The 17,183-nt window shown below is 41.8% G+C and carries 21 protein-coding genes; 7 read left to right on the top strand and 14 right to left on the bottom strand.

Annotated elements, in window-relative coordinates:
* Positions 1 to 51 precede the first annotated feature (51 nt).
* The 6 genes from WC743_RS07285 (at position 52) to WC743_RS07260 (ending at position 2,691) form a co-directional block, all read left to right on the top strand.
* Positions 52 to 267 carry a DUF2442 domain-containing protein gene (locus WC743_RS07285; RefSeq protein WP_373011228.1) on the top strand — a complete coding sequence of 72 codons (216 nt, stop codon included), beginning with the start codon at positions 52 to 54 and terminating at the stop codon, positions 265 to 267.
* A gap of 96 nt (positions 268 to 363) precedes the next feature.
* A complete protein-coding gene (locus tag WC743_RS07280) occupies positions 364 to 1,233 on the top strand; it encodes a hypothetical protein (RefSeq protein ID WP_373011227.1) in 870 nt (289 codons plus the stop codon).
* A gap of 28 nt (positions 1,234 to 1,261) precedes the next feature.
* Positions 1,262 to 1,663, top strand: a complete 402-nt coding sequence (locus WC743_RS07275) for a hypothetical protein (RefSeq protein ID WP_373011226.1) — start codon at positions 1,262 to 1,264, stop codon at positions 1,661 to 1,663.
* 58 nt (positions 1,664 to 1,721) lie between these two features.
* On the top strand, positions 1,722 to 2,231 hold the full coding sequence (locus tag WC743_RS07270; RefSeq protein WP_373011225.1) for a phosphoribosyltransferase family protein: 510 nt from the start codon (positions 1,722 to 1,724) through the stop codon (positions 2,229 to 2,231).
* Positions 2,232 to 2,249: 18 nt separating this feature from the next.
* Positions 2,250 to 2,486: a hypothetical protein gene (locus WC743_RS07265; protein WP_373011224.1), complete on the top strand. Its 237-nt coding sequence runs from the start codon at positions 2,250 to 2,252 to the stop codon at positions 2,484 to 2,486.
* Positions 2,479 to 2,691, top strand: a complete 213-nt coding sequence (locus WC743_RS07260; RefSeq protein ID WP_373011223.1) for a hypothetical protein — start codon at positions 2,479 to 2,481, stop codon at positions 2,689 to 2,691. The genes WC743_RS07265 and WC743_RS07260 overlap by 8 nt, the downstream gene beginning before the upstream one ends.
* Positions 2,692 to 2,768: 77 nt before the next feature.
* On the opposite strand, the gene WC743_RS07255 is transcribed toward WC743_RS07260, so the two are convergent.
* The 3 genes from WC743_RS07255 to WC743_RS07245 are packed head-to-tail and all read right to left on the bottom strand — an operon-like array spanning position 2,769 to position 4,908.
* Positions 2,769 to 3,281 (bottom strand): shikimate kinase, encoded by a 513-nt coding sequence (locus WC743_RS07255; RefSeq protein WP_373011222.1) that lies wholly within the window; start codon positions 3,279 to 3,281, stop codon positions 2,769 to 2,771.
* Positions 3,278 to 4,429, bottom strand: coding sequence for a BT_3928 family protein (locus WC743_RS07250; RefSeq protein ID WP_373011221.1), 1,152 nt, complete (start codon positions 4,427 to 4,429; stop codon positions 3,278 to 3,280). The genes WC743_RS07255 and WC743_RS07250 overlap by 4 nt, the downstream gene beginning before the upstream one ends.
* Complete coding sequence (locus WC743_RS07245; RefSeq protein WP_373011564.1) at positions 4,426 to 4,908, bottom strand: DUF1599 domain-containing protein; 483 nt, start codon at positions 4,906 to 4,908, stop codon at positions 4,426 to 4,428. Before WC743_RS07245 ends, WC743_RS07250 begins: the two co-directional genes overlap by 4 nt.
* A gap of 155 nt (positions 4,909 to 5,063) precedes the next feature.
* Here WC743_RS07245 and folP point away from each other — a divergent pair, with 155 nt between their 5' ends.
* Positions 5,064 to 5,936 carry a dihydropteroate synthase gene (gene folP, locus WC743_RS07240; protein WP_373011220.1) on the top strand — a complete coding sequence of 291 codons (873 nt, stop codon included), beginning with the start codon at positions 5,064 to 5,066 and terminating at the stop codon, positions 5,934 to 5,936.
* Positions 5,937 to 5,988: 52 nt separating this feature from the next.
* Here the strand turns inward: folP and WC743_RS07235 are convergent, their stop codons facing one another.
* The 11 genes from WC743_RS07235 to WC743_RS07185 all read right to left on the bottom strand — a co-directional run bounded on the left by WC743_RS07235 (position 5,989) and on the right by WC743_RS07185 (position 16,629).
* Entirely contained in the window at positions 5,989 to 6,387 is a 399-nt protein-coding gene (locus tag WC743_RS07235; protein ID WP_373011219.1) for a hypothetical protein, read from the bottom strand.
* Between the two features lie 243 nt (positions 6,388 to 6,630).
* Positions 6,631 to 7,161 carry a transposase gene (locus WC743_RS07230; protein ID WP_373011217.1) on the bottom strand — a complete coding sequence of 177 codons (531 nt, stop codon included), beginning with the start codon at positions 7,159 to 7,161 and terminating at the stop codon, positions 6,631 to 6,633.
* A gap of 184 nt (positions 7,162 to 7,345) precedes the next feature.
* Positions 7,346 to 8,866 (bottom strand): GH3 auxin-responsive promoter family protein, encoded by a 1,521-nt coding sequence (locus WC743_RS07225; protein ID WP_373011216.1) that lies wholly within the window; start codon positions 8,864 to 8,866, stop codon positions 7,346 to 7,348.
* A gap of 17 nt (positions 8,867 to 8,883) precedes the next feature.
* Complete coding sequence (gene lptB, locus WC743_RS07220; protein WP_373011215.1) at positions 8,884 to 9,624, bottom strand: LPS export ABC transporter ATP-binding protein; 741 nt, start codon at positions 9,622 to 9,624, stop codon at positions 8,884 to 8,886.
* A 59-nt stretch (positions 9,625 to 9,683) separates the two neighbouring features.
* Positions 9,684 to 11,393 carry a single-stranded-DNA-specific exonuclease RecJ gene (gene recJ, locus WC743_RS07215; RefSeq protein ID WP_373011214.1) on the bottom strand — a complete coding sequence of 570 codons (1,710 nt, stop codon included), beginning with the start codon at positions 11,391 to 11,393 and terminating at the stop codon, positions 9,684 to 9,686.
* An 87-nt stretch (positions 11,394 to 11,480) separates the two neighbouring features.
* Positions 11,481 to 12,326, bottom strand: coding sequence for a class I SAM-dependent methyltransferase (locus WC743_RS07210; protein ID WP_373011213.1), 846 nt, complete (start codon positions 12,324 to 12,326; stop codon positions 11,481 to 11,483).
* Between the two features lie 99 nt (positions 12,327 to 12,425).
* Positions 12,426 to 13,322 carry a DUF4835 family protein gene (locus tag WC743_RS07205; protein WP_373011212.1) on the bottom strand — a complete coding sequence of 299 codons (897 nt, stop codon included), beginning with the start codon at positions 13,320 to 13,322 and terminating at the stop codon, positions 12,426 to 12,428.
* Entirely contained in the window at positions 13,319 to 14,521 is a 1,203-nt protein-coding gene (gene coaBC, locus WC743_RS07200) for a bifunctional phosphopantothenoylcysteine decarboxylase/phosphopantothenate--cysteine ligase CoaBC (RefSeq protein WP_373011211.1), read from the bottom strand. The genes WC743_RS07205 and coaBC overlap by 4 nt, the downstream gene beginning before the upstream one ends.
* 140 nt (positions 14,522 to 14,661) lie before the next feature.
* On the bottom strand, positions 14,662 to 15,003 hold the full coding sequence (locus tag WC743_RS07195; protein WP_373011210.1) for a DNA-directed RNA polymerase subunit omega: 342 nt from the start codon (positions 15,001 to 15,003) through the stop codon (positions 14,662 to 14,664).
* A 14-nt stretch (positions 15,004 to 15,017) separates the two neighbouring features.
* On the bottom strand, positions 15,018 to 15,947 hold the full coding sequence (locus WC743_RS07190) for an outer membrane protein assembly factor BamD (protein WP_373011209.1): 930 nt from the start codon (positions 15,945 to 15,947) through the stop codon (positions 15,018 to 15,020).
* A gap of 526 nt (positions 15,948 to 16,473) precedes the next feature.
* Complete coding sequence (locus WC743_RS07185; RefSeq protein ID WP_373011208.1) at positions 16,474 to 16,629, bottom strand: hypothetical protein; 156 nt, start codon at positions 16,627 to 16,629, stop codon at positions 16,474 to 16,476.
* Between the last annotated feature and the right edge of the window lie 554 nt (positions 16,630 to 17,183).

The raw sequence follows: 17,183 nt of genomic DNA, 5'->3' as shown, positions 1-17,183 counted from the left end.
CGACGAGATTGCTTCGCTATCGCTCGCAATGACATATAAAAATTAAACATCATGCCTTTATTCACATCGCGTAAGCAGGAAAAAAAAGTTAAGGTAACTTTTGCCAATGGTTTACTTTTTGTAGAGAAAGCTGATGGTAAGCAGCAGGCATTCCCGTTGGAGTGGTTCCCTAAATTGCTGAATGCCACAGACGAGGAACGTGAAGACTGGCAACAAACCGAAAAAGGCATCCGGTTTAATAAGCTGGATGTGGATGTATCGCTATAAGAGATTTGAGAACAGAGATAGGAGATTTGAGATGAAGGGGACAAGCTGTCTTACATCTAAAATCTCATATCTCAAATCTAAATAATAAATAACAGCATGACTTTCGAGGAGTTTTTTAATAAGAAAAGAATTGACCTTGTTGCTTTACAAAGCGGCGAGCCGGCATTGTTTTCGGAATTTAAAAAGCACTTTGAGCAAATGGGCGAAAAAAGCTTCGACCATACCAAAAAATACTGGTTTAATAAGCTGAGGCTACAGTATCACCTGGCACCGGAATTAAAACCGGAGAAGATGCATATTGAAAACAAATTGGCCGAACAAACTATCACCGAAGCTTTATCAGAAGAAAAAATACCCGCCCCGTCGGTTGGCTTTAAGCCGAGGTTTAAACCCGGTATGGGCAGTAAACCAGTTGCAAGCACAAGCGATATAAAAGACCAGGCCCCTGAAAGTAGCGCCACTGCTACGCCCGAAGTTAATGAGGCCGCTGCAACTAAAGAGCAGCACCCGCCCTTTGAGCAGGAAAAAGAAGCGATGCAGGCCAAAGCCGATGCAATGCCTCGAACTACTGATAACGAAGCGGCAGCAAAACCACCGGAAAACCCTGCAGCAAAACCGGCAGGCTTTAAGCCAAGGTTTAATATGAAAATGGCCGCTCCTAAAACTGAGCAGGCAGCAACTCCTGAAGCAAAGCCAGAGGAAACGCAGAATACGACCGAGCCGGAGGCAAACCCGGCTGAAACCGCGGCACCGAAACCCGCAGGTTTTAAACCCAGGTTTAACATGAAAATGGTTGCACCAAAACCAGTGGAAAGCGAAGAGCCTAAAGCAGAAGCGGAGCAACCGGCAGAACCGGAGGCAAAAACTCCGGAGCCTGCAGCACCGGAAGAGATTACACCACCAAAACCGGCGTATAAACCCAAGTTTAATATGAAAAATATTAAACCCAAACCGCCCGAAGAATAAATTGTAGTACTTAGTAAAGTAAAAATATATGGATCCCGAAGAACTGCTGAATGAAAGAAGCGGAGAACAAGATAAAGCTAAAAAAGAGAGTCCGCTGCTAAGTTTAGAACGCGATCTTAAATTCTTTAATGAATCCATCCGCGAGGTAGCTACCGAAATTATGCTGGAGGGAATTTCATCATATCCTATATTTCTGGCACATCAGCATGAATTAAAATTAGGTGAACTGATCCTTGACAGGAACGAACTAAATACCGACTGGAGCGTACATGCATCAACCATCGAAGAATTTGTTGAGCGTGGCATTATTAAAGCCGAGCTAAAAGAACGCTTTGTTAACAGCTACAAAAACCCAAATGAGTTTATGTGCGTTTTTGTGGTTACCCCCGAGGGCGCTAACTTTGTGTATTATCCTTACGTAAAGAAGTAGCTTGAAAATTGGAATGTTGAAACGTTCCTTTATATTTACCTGTCAAAATTATTGAGCCATGTCCGATAAAAAACTCCTGATATTAAACAGTAAGCAGATACAGCAGAAGATAGATCGTATAGCTTACCAGGTGCTGGAAGATAATTTTGATGAAAAAGAGATCCTGATTGCCGGTATTTTACCCCGCGGCAACCAACTTGCCGTAAGGTTAAAAGCCGTGCTTGATAAAATAGCGCCGTTCACGAGCAAACTATTAACCATTGAGTTGGAGAAACAAAGCAGTAGCCTGCATGCCAAAACAAATTTTGATGTTAACGATTGCAGCGGCAAAGTGATAGTACTGGTTGATGATGTACTGAACAGTGGCAAAACTTTAGCCTATGGCTTCGGTGTTTTCCTTGATGTGCCGTTAAAAAAGCTGCGCACCGTAGTACTGGTAGACCGCAATCACAAAAACTTTCCAGTAACTACAGATTATGCCGGTATTGCCCTCTCAACCGTTATAAAAGAACACGTTGATGTTATTTTAGATGTTGTAGGTGAAGAAGATGCGGTTTATTTGAGGTAGAATAGTTAAATTTGTTATATGTCAGTAGAAGAGATAAAGCAAACCAAATCAAATTTGATAGGGTGGATTGAACAGCTATCTGATACAAGTATGCTTTCTTTCCTGGAAAGTTTAAAAGATTCTAAAACAGATAACGATTGGTGGGATAGTTTGAGCGAGTCTCAGATTGAACGAATCAATGAAGGTTTGGCTGATGCTGAAAACGGCCGGGTAGTATCATCTAATGATTTTTGGAAGAAACTGAAGAATGCCTGATAAGCTTCATCAGGTTGAATACGCTGATAGGGCGATCAATGACTCCATTTCAATTAAGTATTATATTCTACATTACTTTACGCAAAAAGAAGTAAACAATTTTTACAGCCTACTGGAAAGCTTTGAGAAAGTTGTAGCAGTATTTCCTTTATTGTATCCTGTAAGCATCAAAAACAAAAAAAGTACATCGCGCGGTATTGAGTAAACAATTATCTGTTTTTTATACCATTTCAAAGGATGTGATAATAATTGTTTCGATGTTTGATAACCGGATGGATTATACTAAGTGGCCTTAAGCCCAATTACCTCCGCCAACTTCTCTACCGATAGATCTATCCCGTTTATAGTGTGGGTTGCCTGCAAATAATAATCTTCCCGTTCGGCTAATTTGTGTTCAATAAAAGCTACCAGTTCGTCGCCTGTTTTGCCTTGCAATACGGGGCGCGCTGTTTTAGGATTTTCTAAACGACTGGCTAATGCTTTTGGAGAAAGCTGAATGTATAAGGTTTGCCCGTGACTGTTCATCCACTCCATATGGTCAAAAAAGCAGGGAAGCCCGCCACCTGTAGATACTATTGCATTCTCAGGGTATTCGGTTGTTTTCAGAATTTCTGATTCCAGCTTGCGGAACTCTTCTTCGCCGTGGGCAGAGAAATATTCGGGAATAGTCATGCCTGCGTGGGCTTCCAGCACGTGGTCGAGGTCAATAAAATCATAACCTAAACCCGAGGCTAGTTTTTTGCCCCATGATGTTTTACCGCAGCCCATAAAACCAATTAAAAATATCCGGTTCATTGCTTGCTTAAGTAGTTTTTAACCAGATCTTCATATTTAGGCATGTTATGATAGTGCCATTTGTTGATCACAGTTCCGTTTTTTAGTAATATAATCCCGGGATTTGAGCGCACCATCGTTTTCAGCGGAACGCCATCGGCATAAAATAATTCGCCTACCAATTTATGTTGTTTAGCAAAAACCTCAGCATTAGCCGGGGCATTTGAGGTAAGCAGTATAACGCGGGTGTTAAAGTTTTGGATCAAATTGGCCGATAAAGCGTTAATGCGGTTCAGGGCATTAGTATTGGTGCCTTCCAGATTATATGCCACAATCACCAGACTATAAAAAGGGTTTGATAACAATTCCTGGTTGTAATTATTCCCCTGCGCGTCCTGTATGTTCAAATCGCGGATCTTAGGCTCGAAGCCCTTTTTTACTAAACGACTTTCGGGGTTACCTTTTATTTCCCAATTAGTATCTTTCCAGATGGCAGTTTTAAGGTATTCCTTATCGCTCATCACCTTGGTTTCTTTGGTTTTTTTATTTGTAAGGTGATAGGTAACCTCAAATTCATCCGCCTTGGCGCCGGGAGGCGTTTTCATTTCCTCCAGAATGTTAGCGCCTATTTTATAAGGCAAAAAATCTACTATGGGCAAAAAATTGTAAGTGTACAGGCCAAAGCCTACAAAAACTACAGTAGCCCCAATAAGCAGCTTATCGCCTGTTTTTTTGCTGAATACCGATTTAATGCTTGTACGGTTCACAAATAGTACCAACACCAGCAGCAGCAAAACCATGTCTTTGCTGAATGACTGCCACGGTGTTAATGGAATAGCATCGCCAAAGCAGCCGCAGGTTTGCACCACTTTAAAAAATGCCGAATAAAATGTAAGGAACCCGAAAAAGATTATCAGCAGTAATAATCCCCAAACTACCTGTACCGCGCGGGTACCTATGAGCAGGGCAAAACCTAATATCATTTCGAGTGCGCATAAAATAATAGCCAGGCTTAGAGCCAAGCCGTTAAGTGATGTTAAATGAAATACCTCAAAATATTCTTCGAGCTTGTAGGAAAAACCCAGTGGGTCATTCGCTTTTATCAGTCCCGAAAAAATAAAAAGCAGCCCAACTGCTATGCGGCAAAACCATACCAAGCTGTTCTTCATTTTACTCCCAGTTTTATCAATGCGAACACCGCGTAATTCAGCATATCCTGATAATTGGCTTTTACACCTTCAGATGCCAGTGTTTGCCCCTTGTTATCTTCAATTTGTTTAACACGCAGTAGTTTCATCAGTATCAGATCGGTTAACGAACTGATGCGCATGTCACGCCAGGCCTCGCCATAATCATGGTTCTTGGCAAACATCAGCTCTTTGGTTTCGTGGGCTTTTTCGTCGAATTGTTTTTCAACAAATGCGGCTTCCAGCTCAAAAGGAGTTTGGGGTGTGCTATCCAATTGCATCATGGCAATAAGGCAATAGTTTACAATGCCAATATATTCGCCGGTAATATCTTCATCTATTTTAGATACCTTTTTTTCTTCGAGGGTGCGGATGCGCTGGGCTTTTATAAAGATCTGGTCGGTGATTGATTCCGGCCTGAGTACGCGCCATGCGGTGCCATAGTCGCGGGTCTTTTTCATGAAAAGGCCTTTGCAAATATTTATTACCGCTTCGTATTCTGCTGCTGTATTGCTCACGTTAAGTTGTAAAGTTATAATTGTTATAAAGGTTGTAGATGTTGTAAAAGATGGTCATTTTTAACCATTACAACACTTTAAACGTTTTTAACCAAAAGATGGCTAAAGATACATTTTTTCAGAAAAAAGCAACCCTTAATACGGGGGGCAAATTGATAGACCTTAGCAGGCCAAAAGTGATGGGGATTATCAACATAACGCCCGATTCTTTTTATGCGGAAAGCAGAAAGACCGGTATAGATTCCATTTTAACACAAGCCGAAAAGATGCTTGCAGATGGCGCCACATTTTTGGATCTTGGCGCTTACTCATCCCGCCCCGGAGCGGTTGATATTTCTATAGAAGAAGAAACCGACCGCTTATTGCCTGCTGTTGAAGCTATTACCGCCCGCTTCCCGGATGCTGTGATCTCCGTTGATACCTTTCGTTCCGGCGTTGCCGAAGCTGCTGTTAATGCCGGTGCGCATATTATAAATGATATTTCGGGAGGGGAACTTGATGAGGCTATGTTTGCGACGGTTGCCCGTTTACAAGTGCCATACATTTTAATGCACATGCGGGGTACGCCTCAAAACATGGTACAGCAGGCCCATTATGAGGATGTATTTAGTGAAGTGTTTGATTATTTTGTGAAAAAGGTACATCAGCTAAAGCAATTGGGCGTGCACGACATTATCCTTGATCCCGGCTTTGGCTTTGCAAAAGAGGCTGAGCATAGTTATACACTAATGAACCGCTTGCAGGAATTTGACAGGTTGCAATTGCCTGTACTCGCGGGGATCTCACGTAAAAGAATGATCTATGGGTTGTTAGGCACCACTGCCCAAGAAGCGCTAAACGGTACAACGGTATTAAATACTATAGCACTGATGAAAGGCGCGAGCATATTAAGGGTACATGATGTGAAGGAAGCGGTAGAGGCGGTAAAAATTTTGGAGGCGTGCGGTGAGAGGCGGCCGGAGGCCTGCTAATAGCCGTCACTCGCCAGGAGGCGAGCGACTAAAAAGGTCCGTTAGCAGGCCATTACTTGATCTTAATATACTGATAGCTTGGCCCATCGGCGGCTGTGCTGCCTATATAAATAGTATCTGCTTTAATGCTAAACGCGTCTTTATAATCCGGATTGGTAAGGGTGATAAGACCGTATTTAAATCCATTGTCTTCTCCAACGTAGGTTATATTGAAAGCGCCTTGTTTTTCGATCTTGGCATCTTTGATCTTCACGTAGGTATCGCCCATGTTGAATTGATACTTTTCTCCCTTGCCGGGGGCTATAATTTCCGTATGTCCCCAACCACCAATTATACTTCTTAATTCCCACGTACCATACAAACCGGGACTAACGGGTGTGACTTTTTTTTCTTTTTTGCAGGCTGTAAACGCAAAAAGGGCAATTAGTGTGATAAGCAGGTACTTTTTCATGATTAGGTTTTTATTGTATTACGCAAGCGGATAATTAAATGCAACAGATGTAATACAATATATTCTGTTATAGATCTTTCGTTTGGTGACGGCCGGAGGCCTTATAATAGCCGTCACTCGCCAGGAGGCGAGCGACTAAAAAGCATGTACTCGCTCGGCTCCTGCCGAGTGAGTACTATTAGCAGACCTCCGGCCGCCCCATACTTTTATTGATCAGAAAGCCAGATCTCCGGCCGCATGCAATTAACTTTCGTCAACGAGCAAGGGCGAATCAGGATTAGCACTGCTGTACACATAGCATGTTTCATCATTCACCACCATTGCTTTCACAGGATTTTGATGGGTATAATTCACCTTTTGATCAAATATTTCTGCGGTGATCAGTTCAACCGGAAAACTGGTCTTTTGCCAAAATTGGTACTCACTGTTTTGACCAGAGTTATTGGCAAAAAACTTAAACAGGTAAATTAACCACTCTTTGCGACTTTCCTGCGGATGGTTTTCTACTAATTCGATAAGCCGTTTTGCCGTATAGCTTTTAAAATCACGGATAATATCAGGTAGTTTCCCATTGTTATGAGAAACAATCATATGTACGTGGCTGCTCATGATACAATAAGCATAAACCTTTAACCCTTTGTTCTTTCTGCAATATTCAAGGTTGCGGATAAACTCTTCGCAATAATCATTTCTGGTAAATACATCAATCCAGCCAACAACAGGCAGTGTTATAAAAAATGGCCGGTCGGTATTGGCTTTTCTAAATTCTGACATATTATCTAATATAGTAATTTATTGTTGAGGCGGCTGGAGGCCTGCTAATAGCCGTCACTCGCCAGGAGGCGAGCGACTAAAAAAATCCGTACTCGCCAGGAGGCGACTAAAAAGCATGTACTCGCTCGGCTCCAGCCGAGTGAGCACTATTATAAGGCCTCCGGCCGCAGCTTGTTTTATACGACTACCCAACCAACTGCAGCATCTTCAAAATGCTATCAATATACTCGCGGTTATTAGCAAGGCGTGGAACCTTATGCTGACCGCCAAGTTTACCTTTTTCTTTCATCCAGTTAAAGAAAGTGCCTTCGGCAACTTTGCGGACTATCGGGCGGCGCAAAGCCATATCTTTAAAACGCTTGGCATCATAATCAGAGTTTACACGACGAAGGGTTTCATCCAAAATATCTATAAAGCGCTCAAATTCGGGTGGTTTTTTCTCAAATTCAATCAGCCATTCATGGGCGCCGCATTCATTGCCGGTAAAATAAACAGGGGCGGCGGTATAATCGCGTATAATGGCACCGGTTTGTGAGCAGGCCTCGGCCAGTGCACGTTCGGCATTGTCTATGATCAATTCTTCGCCAAAGGCGTTAATATAATGTTTGGTGCGGCCTGTTATCTGAATCCGGTAAGGAGATAAGGAGCTGAAACGGATGGTATCGCCTATCATATACCGCCATAAACCGGCATTGGTACTAATGATAAGGGCATAGTTTTTATTTAGTTCCACCTCATCAAGCGTGAGCGTTTTTGGATTATCGTCGTTAAGGTTTTCGAGCGGAAGAAATTCATAAAAAATGCCGTAATCGAGCATCAGCAACAAATCGCCGGGTTCGTCCTGATCCTGTATGCCAAAAAAACCTTCAGATGCATTGTAGGTTTCCAGGTAGTACATCTCATCGTTCGGGATCAGTTTTTTAAATTGCTCCCGATATGGGGTAAAATTAACCGCGCCATGAAAATACAATTCCAGATTTGGCCAAACTTCAAGCAAATTATTTTTACCGGTTATTTCCAGGATGCGCTTAAACAGGAGGATATTCCAGGTAGGTACACCACTAATGCTGGTTACATTTACATCTTTAGTGGCATAAGCCATCTTCTCTATTTTTTCTTCAAAATTCTCTATCAGGGCAATATCAAGGTGCGGGGTACGATAAAATTCGGCCCATAGAGGAAGGTTCTTCATCAATACGGCCGAGAGATCGCCAAAAGAGGTGTCGGAATTTAGCTGATCAATTTGATGACTGCCGCCAAGTGTTAAGCTTTTACCGGTAAAAACACGGGCATTTGGCCGGTTATTAAAGTAAATGGTAAGCATATCTTTACCACCTTTGAAATGGCATTCCTCTAACGACTCCTCACTTACCGGGATAAATTTGCTGCGATCGCTTGTGGTGCCTGATGATTTGGCAAACCAGCGGATCTCTGAAGGCCAAAGCACATTTTGTTCGCCTTTTAGCATCCGCTCAATGTAGGGTTTTAGCGTATCGTAATTTTGTATGGGTACGCGCTCTTTAAAATGCAAAAGGTTTTCAATGCTTTTATAGTGATGCTTTTTGCCCCATTCAGTATTCTCTGCACCGGCAACCAATTGCTCAAACCACTCCTCCTGTACTTCGTTAGGGTATTTCATAAAAAGCTCTATCTGGTGGATACGCTTTTTCATAAACCAGGTAAATACGGAGTTAATGATGGTCATAGAACTTTATATTGGTATTATTGAGCGAAGGTCTTTCTTTTTAGTACAAAATTTGCTCCAAGATATACTTTTCTTACCATTTCATTTGCGGCCAACACCTCCGGAACGCCTGATTCTAATAGCTTGCCTTCAAACAGCAAATATGCACGATCTGTAATAGACAAAGTTTCCTGCACGTTGTGGTCGGTAATAAGGATGCCAATATTGCGGTGCTTTAATTTAGCTACCATTGCCTGGATCTCTTCCACAGCAATTGGGTCAACCCCGGCAAAGGGCTCATCCAGTAAAACAAAGTTTGGCTCGGCTGCAAGGGCGCGGGCTATTTCGGTACGGCGGCGCTCACCGCCTGATAATAAGTCGCCCCGGTTTTTGCGCACCTTATGCAAACTAAACTCGTCTATCAGTTCTTCCAATTTATCGCGCTGTTTATCCTTGCTCATTTTACCCATTTCCAACACGGCTTTAATATTATCCTCAACAGAAAGCTTGCGGAATACAGATGCTTCCTGCGCAAGGTAACCAATGCCTTTTTGTGCACGGCGATACATTGGGTCGCCGGTTATATTTTCATCATCTAAAAATATTTTGCCTTCGTTAGGTTTTATCAAACCTACTATCATGTAAAATGATGTGGTTTTCCCGGCACCGTTTGGCCCCAGCAAGCCCACAATTTCGCCCTGAGCCACGTTAAACGTTACATCATTAACAACGGTACGCTGTTTATATTTCTTTACTAAATTTTCTGCTCTGAGGATCATATCTGAACCGTTGATTTTAATGATTTACCTGATTACGTTGATTTCCCATTCTCCACTCACTATTCTCCATTCAACAACCTAATCCCCTTTATATTTAATTGTATTGTGCGTTGTTCGCGCCAAATGTTTTCTTCAATTGCATAGCAAACATCAAAGGGTACATTATTTTTAAGTAATGGCAGGTATTCGGCGTGGTTAAAGGCTATACAACTAAATGCTGCAGAGCCCGGTTGCATAATGGCCATCTTAATATGATTGCCGCCAACCAAACCTGCATTGCCGCTAACATACACATTTTTAGTGAGGAAAATTGGCGCCATATTCTCCGGTCCAAACGGCGCAAACTGTGTTAATATCCTGTAAAACTTTGATTCAATGTCCTTTAGCTCCAGCTCCGCATCAATACGGATCTGCTGTATCAGCTGTTCATCGGTAATGGTGGCACTTACTACTTCTTCAAATTTTTCAATAAACGCAGGCACATTTTCGGGCTCCATGGTTAAGCCTGCAGCATATTTATGCCCGCCAAATTGCAGCAACAGATCGCTGCATCCGCAAAGCGCCTCGTAAAGGTCATACCCAAAAACCGACCGGGCAGAGCCTGCCACGTGCCCGTTAGAACGGGTTAATACTACGGTAGGGCGGTAATACTTTTCAGTTAAACGCGATGCCACAATCCCGATAACGCCTTTGTGCCAGTTCTCGTTAAAAACCACTGTAGATTTTCGGGCTATAAGTGCCTCATCATTATCTATCATACTCAAAGCCTCATCCGTAATTTGAAGGTCGTGCCCCTTGCGTTCGGTATTGCGGATGTTTATCATATCGCCTTTTTCTTTGGCGGCATCCACGTGGCAGGCAATAAGCAGTTCAACCGCATGTTTGGCATCATCAATACGGCCTGCAGCGTTTATACGCGGGCCAAGCAGGAACACCACATCAGATATGGTATATTCCTTTGTTTTGCCTGCAACTTCCATCAGCATTTTTACGCCGATGCATGGGTTTTCATTGATCTTTTGCAGCCCCAAATATGCCAGCACACGGTTTTCGCCGGTAATGTGCACAATATCGCATGCAATACTGATGGCTGCCAGGTCAAGATATTCAGTTACTTCCTCAAAAGGAAGGTCATGTTTTTCAGCATAAGCCTGTATCAGTTTAAACCCTATGCCACAGCCCGAGAGTTCTTTATACGGGTATTCGCAATCTGACCGTTTTGGATCGAGAATAGCAACGGCAGCAGGCAATTCATCGCCGGGTAAGTGGTGATCACAAATAATAAAATCAACATCTAAAGTATTTGCGTAAGCAATCTTATCGACTGACTTTATACCGCAATCTAAAGCGATAATGAGCTTAAAACCATTGGCGGCGGCATAATCAATACCCGCGGTAGAAATTCCGTAGCCTTCTTTATAACGGTCAGGAATATAATACTCTAAATTATTGTACCGCTTTTTAAAGAAACTGTACACCAGTGCAACGGCTGTTGTGCCATCCACATCATAATCGCCGTAAATTAAAACTTTTTCATTTTTGGCGATGGCTTGTTCAATGCGTTCAATGGCTTTCTCCATATCCTGCATCAAAAAAGGATCATGCAGATGCAGGTGGCTTGGACGAAAAAAGTACCGGGCATCCTCAAAAGTGGTGATGCCCCGGTGAACCAACAAGCTGCTTAAAACCGGGTTTATGTTAAGTGCTGCCGATAATTCCTGTATAATACTATCATCTGCCGCATCTTTTAAAACCCACCGTTTGTTCATAAATATATATCGCTTAAAAAGAGTAAAGATAGTTCATCAAAGATAATCCTTATATAAGCATTTGAATTTTATATTTGGTTCAATAAACTACTTTTCGCCATAAATAACCAAAGCGCTTGAGTCAATTATAACGTTTCCATCAGGAAATTTTTGATTCACTATTTCAAAAACTTCTTTTTTTATTTTTTCTTTCATCGCATCATCGGCCTTACTTAACGCGGCAACAATAGGGGCACCTATATCTAACATCATATTCCAATAACCATCGGTTGTTTTGGCGTTGAGCTGCCCTGTAATTTCTCTTTGCGATATATTTTTTAAACCTGCCCGTAAAAACAGATCTGTTATAAGATCTTCCTTAGCGCAGCGAAACATTCCGGGTGCGCCTGGCGGGGGTGCCGGCAGATCCATGTTTTTGTTAATGGTTCCCATAATGGCTGTTACCCAGAAATTTTTTTCAGGAGCGCTCCAAACCGAAGTGGCAATTTTTCCGCCGGGTTTTAAAACACGAACCATTTCTTTAGCGGCCAATTCCATATCAGGGAAAAACATGAAGCCAAAACGGCAGCTTATCGCATCAAAAGTATTATCAGGAAACGGAAGCTCACAAACATCACAGGCACGTGTTTCAATATTTTTTATTCCTCTTTCTTCGGCTTTTTCGCGGGCTATTGCCAGCATATCTTCAGAAAGATCAGTAATTACTACTTTCCCTCCCTTTAACATTGATGCAATGGTTAATCCCGGTTCGCCGGTACCCGCTGCAATATCCAGTACCACATCGGTGTTTTGGGGATAGATCTTCCGGATAATTTCATGGCCCATTGGTTCCAGGAAATCCATAACCAGGTCATCCCATTTTTTCCAGCCAGAAGAAAACCTGTTCCATGATTCCTTTTGCTGTTCACGAATTTGTTCAAGTTGTTGTTCCATGATCTTATTTGATTAAATAATTTATTACCATAGTATAACACGTGTTACTTATTCATTGGGCAGGTTAAAATGAAATGCATATCCGGGATCTATCTCTTATTACTTTCCCTGCAGTGTTTGGTATTTACCCCCGTTTGATGGATCGGCCTGAACCAATATATTCATGGCCTGCATTTTTTCTTGCGGGGAAGCATTGCTAAAAATGGATACAAACTCATCATCTTTAGCCGTATAAAATGCCAGCGGAAAGTAAGAGCCAAGTCGCTTACGGTCTACCTGTTGCAATACCGGCAACAGGGCAGCGATAGCTTTACGGCCTTTGGCGGCGTTATCAGCCATAACATCCAGCCCGTTGCGGTGATAATCATACATAAAGCCGCGCAGGTTAAGGTATAATTTATTGTTCAGGTTTTCTGCCAGCCAGTAGCGGTTAAGGTTGCTGTCAAAAGCTTTCCAGCCCCTAAATGATGATGTTTGCGCGTTAATGGCCACGTTTTGCGCGTTTGCAAAATAAGGTGAGCCACCATAGCGGGAAAACGAATCGTAATCCATCCCCACAATAATATAAGCGTAAAATGCCATTACCGAGCTCAGGTTACTTTGAAAGCTTTGGTCGGTATAGTCAATAGTTTGGCCTTCTGTATAGGTAAAATCAACATCCTTATCATTAATATTTAACAAGGTTGATGTATAGGTTGAATTAAAAACCGGCCTTGACGATTGCACCTGCAGCTCGCCGCTAAAGTTACTGCCGCCATCCCAGCTGGTAACATTGTACACAAAGTTGCAGGCTATACGTTCATTAGGCGCAATAGCATCAGCAGCCCATTTGCGGCCATTCAAAAAATCTTTCATAGCGGTTTCCAGCGTTTGGAGTATCCGCTTATTGGTTATTTGTATTTTAGGAGCAACAACTTTTACACGCGCGTTCAGGTCCTGCGCTTTAGCAAAGCAACAGGCAGCAATTAGCAGGGTAAAAATTAAAGCTCTTTTCATTTTTTTATCAGTTCAATAACCCTGGCGCAAATATCACGGGCAACCTCGGTTTTGCTTTTCAGTTCATAAACCGTTTTATTCAAATTTTTATCTATCAAAGTTACTTTATTAGTATCATTTTTAAATCCGGCGCCGGCATCATTTAACGAATTTAGTACAATAAGATCGAGATTTTTTTTCTGCAGCTTCTCAACAGCATATTGTTCCTCGTTTTGGGTTTCTAAAGCAAAGCCCACCAAAACCTGACCGGCACGTTTTTGGGCGCCAAGGGTCTTCAATATATCGGTGGTTTTTTTCAGGTCGATGTTTAGTCCGTCATCCTGTTTCTTTAGTTTTTGGTCGGCTACTGTTACCGGTGTATAATCTGCAACGGCGGCGCACATAACGCAGGCCTTAACGGCATCAAAATGCAAAAGGCAGGCATCCAGCATTTCTGCGGCGCTTATCACATTTATACGTTTTATGCTTTTTTGTTTACTTATTTGAGCTGTAGGGCCGGCAATTAAAATAACATCGGCGCCTAAGGCTGCCAATTCATCAGCCAAGGCAAAGCCCATCTTACCCGATGAATGGTTGCCAATAAAACGTACAGGATCAATAGCTTCATAGGTAGGCCCGGCGGTAACCAGTACGGGTACATTGGCTAAGGGCAGTTTCTTTTTAATATCATCGGTCAGGAAGGCAACAATCTCTTCCGGCTCGGCCATTCGACCCTCGCCATGTAAACCGCTTGCCAGTTCGCCGTTACCGGGGGGGATGAGTATGTTGCCAAAGCCTTGCAGCTTATCAATATTGTCCTGGGTAGATTCATGCTTCCACATATCCAAATCCATAGCAGGGGCAAAATATACCGGGCTCTTGGCCGATAGGTATACCGCTGTAAGTAAATTATCGCAATGCCCGCCTGCCATTTTAGCCATGGTGTTGGCACTTGCAGGGGCAATAATAATGGCATCGGCCCAAAGGCCTAAGTCAACATGGTTGTTCCATTCGCCGGTATCAGGCTTAAAATATTCTGAATATACAGGGCGCTTTGATAAGGTTGATAGTGTTAAAGGCGTAATAAAATTGGTAGCGTCGGGTGTCATTACTACCTGTACATTTGCGCCCGCCTTTATTAGTAAACGTACCAGCGTAGCCGCTTTATAAGCAGCAATGCTGCCGCAAATACCTAAAATTATGTTTTTATTTTCCAGCATTGAGTTCTACCCCCTAACCCCCTGAAGGGGGAATGACAATCAAATATATAAATAACAAACTATATCAAACAAACAAGCCCCTGTCAATAATGAGAGGGGCTTGTTATAAGCTTTTGCTCCCCCTTCAGGGGGGCGGGGGGTTACAATTCTTTAGCTTCTTTAGCCGGGTTGCGGTAGTAAATTTTGTTATCCAAAAATTCCTGTATCGCAATTAAAGTAGGCTTAGGTAATCTTTCGTAATGTTTTGATATCTCAATTTGCTCGCGGTTCTCAAAAACTTCTTCCAGGTTATCATTTGCTGATGCAAATTCAGAAAGTTTCTGATGTAATTCTTCCTTTATATTGTTTGATATCTGGTTTGCCCTTTTTGACATAATTACAAGCGACTCATAGATATTGTCGGTTTTCACATCCAGTTCGCGCAAATCACGGGTTACTGTGCTGCTTGCTACAGCTGGTTTGTTTGTGTTGGTAACGTTCATGTCTTTTTTATTTATTAATATGGTATTTTCTGATTATCTCTGCCTTTAACTGATGGTGGCTGTGTAGATGTAGTATCCTTTTTAGCCATTTTGGCCGCCAGTCTTGGGTTTAAGTTAGCCTCTGCTAACATTCTTTTAGCACCTATTATACCGTGCTCACTATCGCCTTTTAAGTTGGCCACCGCTTTAAGGTATTTACTTCCTTCGTATTTTTCAGTAAACTGATCTGCGTAAGTAATTGCCTGGTTAAAGCGTTCTTCCTGTTTGCGCTCGTTACTCACCCTGGCATATTCATATTGGCCTTTAACAATTAAATACTCCAGTTCTTCGGCGTATTTAGTATCAGGGTAATCCCGCAGCATATTATTAAACGCTATAACTGATGATTGAAAATCGCCAATAGTTAAATACAACTTAGCGTTAGCATAAGCTTTCTCCTCCAGTTTATCGCGCAGGTTTTGTATCAGCTTGCTTGCTTCGGTAACACGGTCACTCTTTGGGTACAAGTTAATAAATAACTGTAACGATTCAATAGCTTTCAGCGTGTTCTCCTGATCAAGCGAAAAAACCGGCGAATCCAGATAAAAACAATAAGCAGCTATAAAACGGCACTCTTCGGCCCTTGGGCTCGATGGGTAAGTATCTGCAAATGTTTTAAAATGGTAACGGGCAGCAGTATAATCTTTCAGCTTATAGTTGGTATAAGCATAGTAATAATACAGGTCTTCATAACCGGTACGGCCACGGTAACGTGCAACCAAATCTTCAAACAAACCCAGGGCTTTACTATAATCCTTTTTATTATAAAGCTTTACGGCTTCCTGGTATTTTTTTGCGTTATCGTTACTTGCTTTTAACTTTTCGTATTTGCTTTTACAACCGGCAAGCGTAATAATTAACAGGAGCATTACGCTTGAAAATATGAGTAGTTGTTTTTTAAACATTTTGCAAAGATAGTTGAATATTATAAATCAGTCAATTATTTATTTAGTGGACGAATATATAACGCCAAAACTGCACCTTATATATATGGTGTAAGTATTTAACATCTTTTAACGTATGGAGTGGGCGGGGTTGGTTTGGGGAGTGAGGAGAGTGGCGGGTATAATAAGTAGGTGTAGTAATATAGTGTGTAGTATATATGGTATAGTATATATATAAAAGCCCGTCATGCTGAACTTGTTTCAGCACTTCTCGGGCTAAGTAATGAACTACGCGATAGCCATGCTATAATAATGTAGTATATAGTATATATAAAAGCCCGTCATGCTGAACTTGTTTCAGCACCTCTCGGGCTAAGTAATGAACTACGCAATAGCCATGCTATAATAATGTAGTGTATATATAGTATTATATAAAAAGCCTGTCATGTTGAATTTGTTTCAGCATTTCACAAGCCGATAACAAATATACAATGCCCCCAATGACCAAATAACACAATTGGGCGTTCCCTGCGGGCGGGCTTTCCGCTCATACTACACATGGCCTTAACCACGGGCCGGTATCCGCTGCAATCCCTAACGCGGCAGGTATATATGTTGGGTAGCTGTCTGCCGGAGACGCAAAATATTGCGTCTCTACATTAAAGGTTCTGTTAAGGCGTAATACTTTTCGGCTTAATTGCATTTGTGATCCGTTTTTTTGCCTGTAAATAAACGGGCATTGGTTAAACAAACAATGTATAATTGCCATTTTTATCTGCCAATATATATTATATATAGGCTTTCGTTAGTTTTTTTGAGCTTCGCAAGCTTTCAATTCAGTATTCCGTGTATATATACTATGGCTTACAAAAAACATTTTTGCAGATAATTATTACCCCCATTGCGACTAAAAGCGGTTGTCAGCTACTTTTGCTATCAGGAATTTCAAATTTTTCTGCCTTATTTTCAGCGTGTTAAAAATACACTATCAATAAAACCACAAAACCATTTGCACATTTAAAAAAGCTGTGTACCTTTGCAGCCCGCAAACGAAATAGCGGGACGTTCTCTGAAAGTAAAAAGCAACTAAATATTTAAAATTAAAGTTTGCAAAATTCAAAAAGGTTCATACCTTTGCAGCCCGCAAAAGAGGAAACGAAAATGCGGTTGTGAATTGAAAAAGCGGCTTTAAAATAATAAAAAATAAAGTTTGCAAATTCAGAAAAGGTTTCTACCTTTGCAATCCCAAAACGAGGG

The sequence above is a fragment of the Mucilaginibacter sp. genome (assembly GCF_041660805.1).
Taxonomy (GTDB): Bacteria; Bacteroidota; Bacteroidia; order Sphingobacteriales; family Sphingobacteriaceae; genus Mucilaginibacter.
This window is presented reverse-complemented; position numbering and strand designations above follow the sequence as displayed.

What these genes read in the sequence shown, in the direction of transcription:
- WC743_RS07285 (WP_373011228.1), top strand. Translation starts at nt 52, where the DNA reads ATGCCTTTATTCACATCGCGTAAGCAGGAAAAAAAAGTTAAGGTAACT.
- WC743_RS07280 (WP_373011227.1), top strand. Translation starts at nt 364, where the DNA reads ATGACTTTCGAGGAGTTTTTTAATAAGAAAAGAATTGACCTTGTTGCT.
- WC743_RS07275 (WP_373011226.1), top strand. Translation starts at nt 1,262, where the DNA reads ATGGATCCCGAAGAACTGCTGAATGAAAGAAGCGGAGAACAAGATAAA.
- WC743_RS07270 (WP_373011225.1), top strand. Translation starts at nt 1,722, where the DNA reads ATGTCCGATAAAAAACTCCTGATATTAAACAGTAAGCAGATACAGCAG.
- WC743_RS07265 (WP_373011224.1), top strand. Translation starts at nt 2,250, where the DNA reads ATGTCAGTAGAAGAGATAAAGCAAACCAAATCAAATTTGATAGGGTGG.
- WC743_RS07260 (WP_373011223.1), top strand. Translation starts at nt 2,479, where the DNA reads ATGCCTGATAAGCTTCATCAGGTTGAATACGCTGATAGGGCGATCAAT.
- WC743_RS07255 (WP_373011222.1), bottom strand. Translation starts at nt 3,281, where the DNA reads ATGAACCGGATATTTTTAATTGGTTTTATGGGCTGCGGTAAAACATCA.
- WC743_RS07250 (WP_373011221.1), bottom strand. Translation starts at nt 4,429, where the DNA reads ATGAAGAACAGCTTGGTATGGTTTTGCCGCATAGCAGTTGGGCTGCTT.
- WC743_RS07245 (WP_373011564.1), bottom strand. Translation starts at nt 4,908, where the DNA reads ATGAAAAAGACCCGCGACTATGGCACCGCATGGCGCGTACTCAGGCCG.
- folP (WP_373011220.1), top strand. Translation starts at nt 5,064, where the DNA reads ATGGCTAAAGATACATTTTTTCAGAAAAAAGCAACCCTTAATACGGGG.
- WC743_RS07235 (WP_373011219.1), bottom strand. Translation starts at nt 6,387, where the DNA reads ATGAAAAAGTACCTGCTTATCACACTAATTGCCCTTTTTGCGTTTACA.
- WC743_RS07230 (WP_373011217.1), bottom strand. Translation starts at nt 7,161, where the DNA reads ATGTCAGAATTTAGAAAAGCCAATACCGACCGGCCATTTTTTATAACA.
- WC743_RS07225 (WP_373011216.1), bottom strand. Translation starts at nt 8,866, where the DNA reads ATGACCATCATTAACTCCGTATTTACCTGGTTTATGAAAAAGCGTATC.
- lptB (WP_373011215.1), bottom strand. Translation starts at nt 9,624, where the DNA reads ATGATCCTCAGAGCAGAAAATTTAGTAAAGAAATATAAACAGCGTACC.
- recJ (WP_373011214.1), bottom strand. Translation starts at nt 11,393, where the DNA reads ATGAACAAACGGTGGGTTTTAAAAGATGCGGCAGATGATAGTATTATA.
- WC743_RS07210 (WP_373011213.1), bottom strand. Translation starts at nt 12,326, where the DNA reads ATGGAACAACAACTTGAACAAATTCGTGAACAGCAAAAGGAATCATGG.
- WC743_RS07205 (WP_373011212.1), bottom strand. Translation starts at nt 13,322, where the DNA reads ATGAAAAGAGCTTTAATTTTTACCCTGCTAATTGCTGCCTGTTGCTTT.
- coaBC (WP_373011211.1), bottom strand. Translation starts at nt 14,521, where the DNA reads ATGCTGGAAAATAAAAACATAATTTTAGGTATTTGCGGCAGCATTGCT.
- WC743_RS07195 (WP_373011210.1), bottom strand. Translation starts at nt 15,003, where the DNA reads ATGAACGTTACCAACACAAACAAACCAGCTGTAGCAAGCAGCACAGTA.
- WC743_RS07190 (WP_373011209.1), bottom strand. Translation starts at nt 15,947, where the DNA reads ATGTTTAAAAAACAACTACTCATATTTTCAAGCGTAATGCTCCTGTTA.
- WC743_RS07185 (WP_373011208.1), bottom strand. Translation starts at nt 16,629, where the DNA reads ATGCAATTAAGCCGAAAAGTATTACGCCTTAACAGAACCTTTAATGTA.